Below are 13,331 nucleotides of genomic sequence, written 5' to 3'. Positions count from 1 at the left end.
ACGGGGGTCGTCCTGAGATCGGGCCTGCGGGTCATGTGCTGGGCTCCAGTACGGCCAGGACCCGGATCATCGGGTCGCCGGTGGTCCGCAGCCGGGCCGCGGTCTCACGCAACAGATCGGCCTGCGAGGAACGGTCCTTGCCCTTGGTGCGCATGCCGGGCAGTTCCTCCTGCCGCCAGCACTCGACCTTCTCCTCGAACTCCCGCAACGGCGCGTCCACGCGGGCGTCGGCGACCGCCCGCAGCGATCCCATGGCCTGCCGGGTCGCCTCAACCGCAGCCGGGACCAGCGGCTGGAGTGCGTCCGGATCGCTGAAGCCGTAGTGGTCGTCCATCGGCTTGCCCGGGTCTATGCCGAGCTCGGCCAGCGACACCAGGTCCGGGTCGCCTGCCTGCTCCTTGGTAAGCGTCTCCCGGATGAGGTGGCGGACGCGCGGCGTGGCACCGTCCGCGAGCCGGTCCACGGCGAGCCAGCCCACGGCGGTGGGACAGCCCTCGGCGTTGGACCACACTCCTTGCATCAGGAACACCGGCTCCGGTACCTGCTGACGGTCCACCTGCAGCACCAGTGCCTGGCGCCGGCCGAACTGCACCAGGACCTTGTCGGTGATCCACTCGATGACCGGGTGCAGCTCGCCCACGTAGTGGACGTCCGGCCACAGCGACAGTGAGCCCTTGGACTCCCTGGCCCGCTTGAGCGCATCGGCACCGTTGTCCCGGTTGAAGGTGAGCTTCATCCGTGAGGTGATGTTCTGCTCGCGCAGGTATCCGGGCGGCAGCACGTCGAGCCGGTCGGCGAGGTCCTCGGGTGTGCGGAAGGATAGATCGTCACCCTCAACGGAGGACTCCAGGTGGAGTGACTCGACGGCGGCCAGTTCCGCCAGGCCAGCCTCCACGTAGGAGGAACGGTCGGGGAAGAACCGCAGCTCGTGATGGAGGGGAATGGGGCCGGCGTCCACCTCGCGGTCCTCGGCAACGCGTGCCGGAGAGTGGTCGGCGTCCTGCCCTGCACCGCTCGTCCGACGGTCGTCCTCCTGGATTCCCTCGTCCGCGGCCTGTTCCACCGGCTCGGAGCCGAGACCGTCAAGGAGATCGCCGAAGTCGTCACCGGCCGCGAAGTCGTCGAAGCCGTCGTCGTAGTCGTCGAGCTCACTGAAGACACCGTCCCCGGCGCCGGCGTCGTACCCCGGACCGTCCGTCCCGAACTCGCCGTACAGGCGCTGCTCGACCGGACGGTCCGCCGCCGTGCCGGCTTCGAGGGCGTCCGGGGCCGTTTCCAGGGCGGCGACCGCACGCTCCGGGGCCTCGCCCTGGAACAGCGCCTCCATCAGGCGCTTCTCCTCCAGCTCCCAGTCGTTCGCAACGGTGGCGGCCTCCACCGCGCCGAGGATCTCGTGCACCTTCTGCTCGCGGGCCATGACCTTCTCCGCGACGGTCGTATCGTCCAGCGCGCCGGGAACGGAGGTGGTCAGCAGCGTCGCCCGGAACTCCGGCGAGTGGACCTGCCCGTAGCGGTCGATGCGGCCGTTCCGCTGCTCGACACGGATCAGGCTCCACGGAAGGTCCCAGTGGATCAGGTGATGGCACTGCCGGTGGAGGTTCACGCCCTCGGAGGCCCCGTCGCCGGTCAGCAGCACACGCACGTCGGTGCCGGCCCGAGCGAACTCGTCCACGAGCTCCTGCTGCTGAGTGTCCGAGGCTGACCCGCTGTACATCGTCCGGACCGCCGCGGCGCCGGCCTTCTCGCTCTTCCAGCCGAGCAGCGGAGGCAGCACCGCGCCGAGCCACTTCAGCGTCTCGTGCCGCTCGGAGAACACCACCGCACGCTTCGTACTGCCCGCGCCGACACCGATCCGCCGCAATTCCGCGACAAGGCCGGACAGCTTGGCGGACGTCGTCGGGCCCGCGGCCGTGGACAGTTCAGCCCGAGTGGCCCGCTCGATCGCGCGGGCCCGGTCGGCGAGGCGCAGCAGCGAGGACACTTCGCCGATCGTGCCCTCGGCCCCGGTGTCCGGGCCGTCGATCGTGTCCTGCCCCTTCGGCAGATGGGCTCCCCGCTCGGCGAGCCGCTTCTTGACCGTCGCGAACAGCGCGCGGTGCGAGGAAAGGAACGACTTCAGCAACACGTACGGAAAGAGGTGGTCCGAGCCCTTGCCGCTCTTTCCCCCCTTGCCGCCACCGTCCAGCAGAAGGGCTTCGTCGCCCGGCGTGGCCTGCTTGCTGCCGAGCCAGTGCTTCGCGATCTCCGCGAAGACCCGTTCCTCCAGCTCACTCGCCGGGCAGCGCACCGGGTAGGAGTCCCCGCGCGGCGCCCAGTGGTCCGCGAGCTGTTCCCTGACCTCCTGGCTCGCCTTGGTGCGGCGCAGCATCACATGCCGCAGCTCCTCGGCCTTTGGCTTCTTCGGGTCCTTGACCGCCATCGGGTCGAGGAGCCGTACCAAGCCGGTGAAGGCGGGCATGTCGCCGTTGTGCGGAGTCGCGCTCGCCAGGATCAGCGCGTCGGTCTGCTGGGCGAGCAGCTCGGCGACGCGGCGCCGGTCGGTGCCCTGGTTGATCAGGTTGTGGGACTCGTCGATGACGACCGCGTCCCAGTGGACCCCCTTGAGCCAAGACTCGTAGCGGCCCCGGTTGCGCAGCATGTCGATGGAGACGATGACGCGCTTGTAGTAGGTGAACGGGTTGCGGCCCGCGGGGACCTTGCGTTCGATCCGGGCGATGCCTCCGCTGTCCAGGCGCACCAGAGGGATGGAGAACCGGGTCCACATCTCGTGCTGGAACTGCTCCAGGACGGCAGCCGGCGTCACCACCATGATCCGCTCACCGCGCCCGCGCCGGATCAGTTCGCCGAGCAGGGCACCGATCTCCAGGGTCTTGCCGAGGCCGACCACATCGCCGATGAGCAGGCGCGGACGCAGTGGGTTGGCAAGCGCCTTGGCCGCGGGGCGCAGCTGGTAGTCCATGCGGTCGAGGAGGAAGCCGTCGGTCAGGGCCAGACCGCGTTCCCCCTGCGGCAGCGGCGTCTTGCGCAGTACCGCCTCCAGGAGCAGACGGCCGCGGCGGAACCCCGGCGAGAGGTCCGCGACCAGCTCGGTGTCCTCGGGACGCAGCACGGTGGGCCGGTCCAGGGAGGTGAGGAACACCGCCTCGTGCCCGCGCACCAGCTCCGACGCACCGACTGCCTTGATCAGATGCTCCCCGGGCCGCACCTCGTGGCTGTTGCGGACCAACCACTCCTCGTCACGGACCTCGATCACCGTCCCCGCGGGCGGGGGTCCGTCGGCGAGGGCGACGGGACGGTGCGGAGGGCCGCCGGAGGTGTCGGGCATGGAGGCGCTTTCCCTTTCGGAGGAGCACTACGGGACGTATGGGCCGGGCCCTTTGCGGGCCGTGGGGTTCGAAGCCTAGAGCGAGCGTGGGCGACGGGGCATGTCAGGCGTCACGATCCGGGTTGTAGGTCCCGCGAGGGTGGGACCTTGGTCTCCCCCGGAGTGCGCGACCCGGGCGTGGACCTGTGCTGACTCACAAGCTGCCGCTCCGGGCGTAACGCTGACGCAGGCGTTCCGCCACCTTCAGCGCCGGACGCGGAACCGGCCGAGGAGTGACCGGGCGCCGACGGGCCTCCGCCGCCGGTGAGGCCGGAGGGTGGAGCGGAGCACCAGGGCCGCCGTTGCCACCAGAGGAGTCGGCTGATTCGGTGGTGAACATCTTGGTCGGGGCAGGCGACGGAAGCGGGGCCGTCAGCTGCTCGTCCTGATCGGAAACCGTCGGGGTGTACCGGGCCGGGGCGCCTGGGTCGTCGCCGTCGGCGTGAGCACCGCCGCCGGGCTCGTCCGCGTCTGCATCCGGGGACAGCTCGTCGAAGAGGTCGTCGCCGATCCAGGGGGCATCCGGTGGCGCGCCATGGTTCACCGCGCGCTGGGCCTGCTGCTGAACCTCAGGGTCCGGCCCGGCCGCGAGTGCCCCAGCCAGAAGCTTCGGTGTCAGGCCCGCGTTTGCCACGATCTCCGCGAGCTGCTGTGCCGCTTCCTCGTACGGCAGCCCGTGCCGGGCCAGCAGAGCGGAGAGCTCGTGGCGGAGGTCGGTGAGCGTAGGACGCTGACTCTCTACCGAGGCGAGGAGCCGGCCGAGGAGCGGGAGGAATTCTGGCGGTACACCCTCCCAGTCGGGTGCAATCGGCATCGGCGGACCGTCGTAGGGCGACTTGCCGGTTGCGGTGAAGAACAGGGTGGAACCGATCGCATACACATCGGCGGATGCCTTCACCCGCTTGGCGTCCTTGTACTGCTCCCACGGCATGAAGGCAGGGGTGCCGAGGGACGTGCCCGTCTTCGTCAGGGCATCGCCAAGGTCCTGGCGCTCCGCGAGCACCGCCAGGCCGAAGTCGAGAACTACCGGACCGTTCGGGCCGAGCACCACGTTCCCCGGCTTCAGATCACGGTGGAGGAGGTCGGCGCCGTGGACGGACTCGATGGCTTCCACGAGGCCGAGTGCGAGCGCGAGCCAGGGCCCGACCGCCGTGATGAGGCCACCATGCTTGACCTGGGTGTGGAGGGAAGGACCGGGAACGTACTCCATCGCGAGCCATGGTTCGGAAGACTCCGGAGAGGCACCGAGGAACGCCGGAATCCTGGGGCCGACCACGGTACGAATCGCGTCGACCTCGGCGACGAAACGTGCCCGGGCCTTTTCCGCGTCGAGACCGGCGAGAAGCTGGGGCCTGATCGTCTTGAGTACGGCGAGCGCGTCCTCGCCGACGGCCGCCGAATCCGCGTCGGCCATCCGGTACGCGGTCTCCCAGGAACGGTCCCATCCGTCCAGGGGCAGGCGCCGGGCCAGATACGCGCGGCCCATGCCGCCTTCACCCAGCAGGGCCAGTGTTTCGAACGGCCCGCGTACCTGGGGATCGCGTTCGTAGTCCAGTGGCTCCATCGGCGCTCTCGCTATCCCCCGGCGAATCAGATGCTGACCGCTGATGGCCGGTGACCGGCTGCTTCTCGCCTCCCAGGCACGAAGCGGCGCAGACCAGCGGGGCTTCCGCCTGGCCGAGCGGCTCGACGAGCAGTCTACGGCGCATGTACGCAGTGGGTGGCTCGGTACGGCAAGAACCCCTTGGTAAAAATATGTGGTGCCAATCAATGCCAACGGCGACAGGCTCAGGTGCCACCGGGCGCGTATCCCCCCAAGAACGATCTCCGCGCTTACCGTTCAGCCCGTTCCATGACCCATAGGAGTGGGCGTGAGCCGCAGGAGGGGAGTCTCATTGCCTTCGGTCGCTCGTTTCGGTGAGGAGAATCCTTCGACCGAGCGACAAGCAAGGCCCTGGACCTCATGCTGATCTCGGCGTGCCGTGACCTGGTCCGATCGGACGCCGTAAGACGTATGCCTGCCGCTGGGAGACAGACCGCGTGACCCGTCAAGTGCCCCCAGACGCCCCCGAGCTGATTGAGGGTGTCGTCGATCACCTGCTGCACATCAGCTACGACGAGCGCACCATCCTCCGACTGACCGCCACGAGCGGCGACGAGGAGAGCATCACAGCGCTCGGCAAGGCGCTCTTCGGGGCGAAGCCCGGCGAGAGCCTGCGTCTGCGCGGCTCGTGGACCCAGCACCCGCGTCACGGACGCCAGTTCAAGGTCGAGCATTGCGAGCGCACCATGCCCGCCGGCGAACGGGCGATCCGCCTCTACCTCGCCTCCGGCATGATCCGCGGCATCGGGCCGGTCCTCGCCTCCGCCATCGTGGACGCCTTCGGCGAGCAGACCCTGAAGATCATCGACAGCGAGCCGCAGCGGCTGCTGGAGGTGCACAACATCGGCACGATCCGGCTCGGCCGGATCACGGCGGCCTGGCTGGAGCAGAAGGCCATCGCCGAGATCATGGTGTTCCTGCAGCAACTGGGGATCACCCCAGGACTGGCCGTGAAGATCTACACCACCTACGCCGACACCGACGACGACCCGTTCGACATCGTCCGCCGCACTCCCTACCGGCTGTGCCGGGACGTACACGGCGTCGGCTTCCACAACGCCGACAGGATCGCGCTCGCCGTGGGCGTACCCAAACACAGTGACGAACGCCTCCAGGCAGCGCTGCTCCACGAACTCGACCAGGCCGGCGGCCAGGGCCACTGCCACCTACCCGCACGCGTCCTGCTCACCCGCACCCGCCACCTGCTGACCGACGACGACCCGGCCACCGCGGAGATCCTTGACGACACGGTCCTGCGCCACGCCCTGGAGACCGTACGCGGGCAGGGCGAGGTAGTCACCGAGACGCTACCGCTGCCCGTGCTGGACGGCACCGACGCAGTGGCAGACACCGAGATCGCCCTGCTGACGCGCTGGCATCACGATGAGACCCAGCTCGCCCGGCACGTACGACGCCTGCTCGGCTCCACACCCGCACTGGCCGAACTCACCGACTGGACCGAGCAGTTGACCGCGCTCACCATGGCGGAGACGGCCGGGCTGACCGACGAGCAGCACCAGGCGATCCACACCGCACTGATCCGGCCCATCTCCGTCCTGACCGGCGGCCCGGGCTGCGGCAAGACCCACACCTTGCGCACCCTGGTGGAGGTCGCCGACGAGGCCGGCGCGGTCGTCGCCCTGGCCGCCCCGACCGGGAAGGCCGCCAAACGCCTGGAAGAGACCTGCGGCCAGGCGGCGATGACCGTGCACCGGCTGATCCGCCCGCCCGACGGCGACTCCCTCTTCGACCACGCCGGCGCGCTGGAAACGGCCGACCTGGTGGTCGTCGACGAGGCCTCCATGCTCGACCTCACCCTGGCCCGCAAACTGTTCGCTGCCGTCCGCAACGGCTGCCACCTGCTCCTCGTCGGCGACATCGACCAGCTGCCCAGCGTCGGCCCCGGCCGCGTCCTGCGCGACCTGCTCGACGTCCAGGACATCCCGCGCACCCGGCTCACCAGAGTCTTCCGCCAGCACGACGACAGCGCCGCGATCGTGCTCAACGCTCACCGCATCCTGCGCGGCGAACTCCCGCAAAGCGATCCCACGGCGTTCTGGAACCGGCCCGTCCCGGTCGCCGAGGATATCGCCCAGCGCGTGGTGGACCTGGCCTGCGACCGGATGCCGAAGCACTTCGGGGCCCGCCCGGAGGACATCCAAGTCCTGTGCCCCGGCAAGAAGAACATCGCCGGTATGACCGACTTCAACCTGCGCCTCCAGCAGCGCCTCAACCCGCCCGCCGACGACAAACCCCAGCACTACCACGGCGGATGCGTCTTCCGGCTCGGCGACCGCGTCCAGCAGATCCGCAACAACCCCCACCGCGGCGAAACAGGCGTCTTCAACGGCAGCAGCGGCACCATCACTGCCGTCGACCCCGAAGCCCACCAGCTCACCGTCACCTTCCACGACGGCGAGAGGGCCTCCTACCCCTTCACCGACCTCGACGAACTGCTCCACGCCTACGCCCTGACCGTCCACCGCTCCCAGGGCAGCGAGTACCCGTACGTCATCATCCCCATGATCAGCGCAGCGGGGATGCTCCTCCAGCGCAACCTGCTCTACACCGCCGTCACCCGCGCCCGCCACGGCGTCATGCTCATCGGCCAGACCGAGGCTGTCGAACGGGCCGTCGCCAACAACCGCACCCAGCGCCGCAACACCGCCCTCACGCATCGCATTACCCACACCGAGGCCGTCGTATCGGCGCCGCGCCGCCAGGCCCCGAGCGGGCAAATGGCCTGGGGCTGACGCCGCCCCAGCGAGCGGCGCTCGGCCACTCTGCCTTCCATGGCCTACGCGGCCGGGCGGAATCCCGGCTGCGCATCGGCCGCAGGCGCTACGTCCGGGATTCCGACGACCTCCACCGTTACATCTCACGGCTCCAGCGCCTTGGCTCTTCGCGAGTGCGTCTGTACCACCCCTGGTGCTTACATGACGTCACATTAGGGTGTGAATCGCCGTGAATCTGGCAAACAAGAAAGTATCTCCACAAGGGGTGTAGGTCCTCGTTCCACGTTCACGTGTTCACATGTGCCCGAGACGAGTCGGCCAACGTCCAACAACCGTCGAATTACCGACTGTTGCCGCGCAAGCACCCCGCGATAACCTGCCCTGTGCGGCACAACCGGCGACACACGAGGGGCACGAGGGGGATCGTGGAGCGGCGCGACGTGCGAGGGCACTACGAGGAGTTGGCAGCCGAGTACGACGAGCACTGGATCTACGGTTCGGACTACGTTCACTGGATGTCCGAACGGATCGCCGAAGTGTTACGGCTCGGTCCCACGGACCGGATCGCCGACATCGGCTCCGGGACTGGCCTGTTCGCCAGGGAAGTGGCCAAGCAGCTCCAGCCTCGCCATCCCATTCTGTGCGTCGATCCTTCCGAGGCGATGCTCCGCCAGCTCGGGACGCCGCCTCGGGCCGATCTGACACCGATCGTTGCTTCCGCCGAGGACATCGCCGAAAGGCGTACCCGTCTGCCATACGAACAGCTCGATGCGATGTGGCTGAAGGAGTCGGTGCACCACGTGGCCGATCCGGCGCACACGCTTCGCGGCCTGGCCGATCGGCTGGCGCCCGGAGGTCGGCTGTTGGTGGTGATGCTCCCGGCCAGTATCCAATACCCGCTGTTCAAAGCGGCCCTCGCGCGCTTCGAGGAGCTGCAGCCGGACCCAGCCGTTGTCGAGGGGCACTTGCGAGCTGCTGGGCTGGAAGCCGGTCTCAGCTACGTCGGGCATGAGCTGCGCATCGACCGGGACAAGTACCTCGGCATGGTGCGCGCCCGCTACATGTCCCTGCTCTCCACCTTCAGCGACAACGAGATCGAGAAGGGCATCGAAGAGATGCGAGTCGCTCATCCGGAGCCCGTGCTGGTGTTTCCCGACCGGTTCGCGTTCGTCCTCGGCCGGCGGCGTGGGGAGTCCGGGTGAGTACGATGGTCGACGAACGGCTGCGGCGTCTGCGGAGTGAACTCGACGACCACTCGCGGATCGCCGATCGACTGGGACTCGATCTGGAACGGCCGTTACGGTCCCTCAACGACGGCTATCCCGAGAACGCAGTCGCCCTCGTCGGCAAACTGACCGAGAAGCTCCTCAAGGAGTTGTGGCGCCACCACGACGTCGAGGGCGACCCTTCGACGAAGGCCCTGAACGACCTGGTCAAGCGCTGCCGTCCGTACATTCGCAGCAGCACGGTTCTGGATGCGCTCGACGACATTCGACGGCTCCGCAACCGGTCCACACACGACGGGTACGACATAAGTGACGAGGACGGGCTACTGGCGGTCCGCAGGCTCGTCGACGTGCTGGTCTGGTTCACCGACACCGGGAGTGCCGCCCTTCTCGGCGGTGAGCCCGACATGGCGCCCGAGGTAGCACGCCGCTGCGAGTTCCTTGCCGGGCTGTACGTCACCCTTGGATACCGGCAGGCCAAGCGGTTCGTTCTCAGCCCGGACACCGTGTACCAGCTGTTCTGCCGCGAGTCGGGGATGCGGCTGGAGTACGTGGAGCTGATGCTCTCCCGCGATGCCGACGACCTGAATACCGTCCTTGCCTCCACCGGTGGAGAGCTATTACGCACCCGGCTGCCCAAACTTACCCGCTTCGTCGTCCTGGACGACGACGGTGGTGCGGCGCCCGGCGCCCTCCATCAGATGCTGGGTCTGGACTTCCGGATCGTGCGTTACGACGGCTTCGTCGACACCATCGTCAATCTCGACACCCACCTCGCCGATCTCACCTCCGCCGACAACCCGGCGGAGCCGCGGGCCGCTGTCGCCGCTGCGGCGCTGACCACCGACCCTCGCAGTGGCGAGTCGACGATGGAGCAGTCCGGCGATGCGGCGGAGCTCCTGGCGCACCTGGCGCGCGGCAGTGCGAACGTCCTGGTCACCGGTCGTCCGGGGAGCGGCAAGAGCACGCTCCTGCGCTCGCTGGCCGTCAACTCTGAGATCCGCCACTTCCGCTTCTACTTCGACCTCGGTCTCAAACCGAAGGACGAACCGTTCTCCGAATACGCTGCCCGCCTCCTCGCGCCGGCCATGACGTCGGACCGCTCGCGCGCCTACGAACTCTTCCTCTACCTCATCCGCTCCGGGACCGCGCTGTGCGTGCTCGATGCCGTCGACGAAGGCGTCGAGGAACCAAGCCCTGCCGGTTTCCTGCGGCTCTTCACCGATCTCGCGGCCGTCCTGTCCGCCGAATCAGCAGTGGTCATGAGTTCACGGGTGTCCTTCCTCGCGGACTCGCCGCAGGTACGTCAGCTGCTGGACAACGGTGCGGGCCGCTCCGAGCAGCTGGTCGAGCAGATGTATGCGAACGGCCTCGACCCGTCCCGCGTGCCGCACTTCCATGTCGTGCGCCTGGCCGAATCCGAGGCAACTCCTCTTGAGAAGCGCCTCACCACAGCGCTGGACCTTCCTGCGAGGAAGCCGCTCGCGGACATTCTGGGCGTTCACATCACGCGGACGCTGGGCGAGCGCGGGCAGCCCAATCTGGAGCAGCAGCTGCCCGCCGCGTTCGGACATGCTTTCCTCACCGACCGCACCGTGTTCTCCCTCCTCGACATACACCGGAAGTTGGGGGCCAACGCCTTCACGGACGGACGCCTCGATCTCGACGCCTGTGTCCTCGCTCCGCTGCTGCGCCACGCCGGGCCCGATCACGTCGCCTTCGTGCACACGGCGTACCAGGAACTACTGGCTGCCAGGTTTCTGGCCAAGCCGGCGAACCGCGACCTGGTAGCGGACTTTCCCGGCGGTGCCTTCCTCACCGAGCAGGTGCGCGCATTCCTCGCCGATATGCCCGGCAGCCTGGAGAGAGACGACTGCGTGCTGCCATCCGGGGCGTACCTGGTCGGTCCGGCCGAACGGCTGCTGATCCTCCGAGTCGAGCGTCCCGTACGCTTCGACCGCCATGCCGTGACCGTCGCACGCTACCGCCGCTTCCTCGACGCCCTCGACGCGGACGGCACCTCGCAATGGGACCACCCCGACCAGCCGGCCGACGTCACACACCGCCCCTGGACCGACCGACTGCGACGGCCCGACTACTACGAGAACCCGCGCTACGACGCCTACCCCGCCATCTGCGTTAACTGGTGGAGCGCATACGCCTTCGCCGCGTTCGAAGGCAAGCGCCTGCCGACCTCCCTCGAATGGGAAGCCGCCGCGCGTGGCACCGACGGGCGCCTTTTCCCCTGGGGCGACGCACCCGACAGCACCCGTATCAACTGCGCCGACACATGGGTCGGACGGCCCGTCGTGACGTATCAGGCGTGGTACCAGGACTTCGCAGGCGACGCCGTTCGGCGGGCCGGGGCGACACCCGTCGACGAACGGCCGGGCAACCGCTCCCCGTTCGGCGTCCTCGACATGGTGGGCAACTGCTGGGAATGGACCTCCACCAGCCTGGACGACCCCGGCGAGGCCGTCATCTGCGGTGGCAGCTACGACAACCCGATGCGTGCAGTGCAGACCAGCAGCAAAGGCATCTACCGCAAGCGCGGCGGAAGCAACGCCGTCGGCTTCCGGTGTGTGCAAGACATCGACACGTCCTGGACAGAGGAGACGACAGCATGAGCGGCGCCGGGCCGCGTCACGGAACCATTGTGGACAGACGTCCGAATGGCGGCGGGCTGAGCGGTGCGCTCGGCTCCTATGTCGTCCGGGACGACGAGGACGAGCGGTACTACAGCTTCGATTACCGGCAGATCGTGACCGAGGGATTCCGGACCATCCGCACAGGCGAACGCGTCCGCTTTCATGTCAGCGCCGAAAGCCCCGACCGGGCGGAGTTCGTCATACGCCTCGACCAGCCCGACCCAGCCGAGTACTACCGGTGACCACCTATGGAGTTCCGCTGCTCGAGAACGTCACAGGGGCACGCCAGGAGCTGACCGTCGTCCTGCCCGTGCGGCTGCTACGCGTCCCCAACTGGTCCGAAGGTCCTTTCCCATTCGAGCTAGGCAACCGCCGCACCGACGCGCAGACTCGATCCACCTACTTCGCCCCTGCCTCCGCCCGCGCACTCTACGGGGCGCCCGGACGGCCGCGTCGCTGGCACCTGCCGCTGGACATCAAGCACGACGGGCTGCACCTGCTGGGTATGGAACTTCTCCGAGCGGCCACCGCTCGCAAACCCGAACACGCCCTCGCTGTCTTGCACTTGAGTGCGCAAAGACCGCTACTACCCGTACTGCGTGCCCTGGCCGGACGGCGGCCGAATCCCGCCGACGAGCCGCTCACTGGGCCCTTCGACCCGGCTGGGCTTCTCGCCGGCATAGCCGACGTCCGTGACCCCGACGCACCGTTCGCCATAGCCCGGCCTTACACCATCGCCTTCATGACCCCTACGTCGCAGCAGTCCCCCGCCCTCCGCTCCGGCCCCGAAGGGGCACTGCCCGCCACCGCGGACCGCTGGCTGTGGCAACTGGCCTCACGCTCCACGCCGGAGGACTTCCCCCTGCCTCCGGAGACCGCTGGCGAACAGCTCAAGGACACCGTAAGAATCTCGGCGGACTGGAGCGCCCTGGTGCTACGGCAAGGGGCCGCCTTCCTCGGTCACCGGACCGACGCCGGCGCGGGCGACTTCTTCGAATTCGGGGCGCTGCACTCCCGTACCGTCTATCTCGACGCCCTGCTCCTCGGCTCGCTCCAGCGCGATCACATCGACGAGCTCACCGACGAACTCTCCGAGGTATTCAACTCGTCACAGTTGGCACACCGGGTCGCCACGCTGGAGAGGAATATCGCTGTCTTTCGCAGCACCTACTGGCGACAGCACCTCACGGCACACGGCGCAGCGAACGATCTGCTGCTCGCCTTCCAGAACCAGCACCGGCTACCCGCACGCTTCGACGAAATCCTCGCTGAAGCAGCCGACTACAGCAGGCTCGTACAGACCCAGGAAAGCCAGCAGATCAGCGGGACCCTGGGAGTCCTCACCATTCTCGGCCTGCCACTCGGCACGGCCCTCAGCATCCTGCAAGTCCTCGATGACCACTCTGTGGCACACCTGCTCATCTCGCTCACACTGTCGGTCGCCGCCACGGCCGGGGCCCTCACCACACGGTATGGGCGCCTGGTCCTGTCATCCCTGCGGGGCGGGGGTGACAAGGCGTAGAACATTGCGACCGGCCGCATCAGCAGCACGTCAACGCCGTAAGGGCCTGGATCGGACGGGAGTTCAGGTCCGCACGTGGGGTTTCGCCGATCCCAGCAAAACGCACCAGCTCGAACGCCTTGACCGGCAAGGTCTCTTAGAACTCCTAACAGAATGCTGCAACTCACCTTGGAATGTTGGTGTCTGATGGGTTGTTAGCCTGCACATGAGAAGGGGTGAACAGCCGCCGTGGA

The 13,331-nt window shown here is 68.1% G+C and carries 7 protein-coding genes; 5 read left to right on the top strand and 2 right to left on the bottom strand.

Annotation, left to right across the window (positions count from 1 at the left end; genetic code table 11):
* Positions 1–31 precede the first annotated feature (31 nt).
* Together ACWDO5_RS20160 and ACWDO5_RS20155 are read right to left on the bottom strand one after the other, a co-directional pair.
* Positions 32–3,325 carry an SNF2-related protein gene (locus ACWDO5_RS20160; RefSeq protein WP_450531693.1) on the bottom strand — a complete coding sequence of 1,098 codons (3,294 nt, stop codon included), beginning with the start codon at positions 3,323–3,325 and terminating at the stop codon, positions 32–34.
* A 193-nt stretch (positions 3,326–3,518) separates the two neighbouring features.
* The gene (locus tag ACWDO5_RS20155) at positions 3,519–4,928 is read right to left on the bottom strand and encodes a serine/threonine protein kinase (protein WP_450531692.1); all 1,410 of its coding nucleotides are present in this window, start codon (positions 4,926–4,928) and stop codon (positions 3,519–3,521) included.
* Positions 4,929–5,404: 476 nt separating this feature from the next.
* Between ACWDO5_RS20155 and recD2 the strand changes: the two genes are divergently transcribed.
* From recD2 to ACWDO5_RS20130, 5 genes are all read left to right on the top strand, one after another.
* Positions 5,405–7,720: an SF1B family DNA helicase RecD2 gene (gene recD2 / locus ACWDO5_RS20150; protein ID WP_450531691.1), complete on the top strand. Its 2,316-nt coding sequence runs from the start codon at positions 5,405–5,407 to the stop codon at positions 7,718–7,720.
* A 407-nt stretch (positions 7,721–8,127) separates the two neighbouring features.
* The gene (locus ACWDO5_RS20145) at positions 8,128–8,904 is read left to right on the top strand and encodes a class I SAM-dependent methyltransferase (protein ID WP_450531690.1); all 777 of its coding nucleotides are present in this window, start codon (positions 8,128–8,130) and stop codon (positions 8,902–8,904) included.
* A 5-nt stretch (positions 8,905–8,909) separates the two neighbouring features.
* Positions 8,910–11,555 carry an SUMF1/EgtB/PvdO family nonheme iron enzyme gene (locus tag ACWDO5_RS20140; RefSeq protein WP_450531703.1) on the top strand — a complete coding sequence of 882 codons (2,646 nt, stop codon included), beginning with the start codon at positions 8,910–8,912 and terminating at the stop codon, positions 11,553–11,555.
* Between the two features lie 29 nt (positions 11,556–11,584).
* Positions 11,585–11,818, top strand: a complete 234-nt coding sequence (locus tag ACWDO5_RS20135) for a hypothetical protein (RefSeq protein WP_450531689.1) — start codon at positions 11,585–11,587, stop codon at positions 11,816–11,818.
* Entirely contained in the window at positions 11,815–13,098 is a 1,284-nt protein-coding gene (locus ACWDO5_RS20130) for a hypothetical protein (protein ID WP_450531688.1), read from the top strand. The genes ACWDO5_RS20135 and ACWDO5_RS20130 overlap by 4 nt, the downstream gene beginning before the upstream one ends.
* Positions 13,099–13,331: the final 233 nt, after the last annotated feature.

The sequence above is a fragment of the Streptomyces sp. NPDC000880 genome, assembly GCF_053599675.1.
Note: the sequence above shows the minus strand (reverse complement) of the source record. Positions and strands in the feature narration are given on the sequence as shown.

Bases quoted from the DNA above. Each gene is read 5' to 3' on its own strand.
- ACWDO5_RS20155 (WP_450531692.1), bottom strand. From the start codon at position 4,928: ATGGAGCCACTGGACTACGAACGCGATCCCCAGGTACGCGGGCCGTTC.
- ACWDO5_RS20140 (WP_450531703.1), top strand. From the start codon at position 8,910: ATGGTCGACGAACGGCTGCGGCGTCTGCGGAGTGAACTCGACGACCAC.
- ACWDO5_RS20160 (WP_450531693.1), bottom strand. From the start codon at position 3,325: ATGCCCGACACCTCCGGCGGCCCTCCGCACCGTCCCGTCGCCCTCGCC.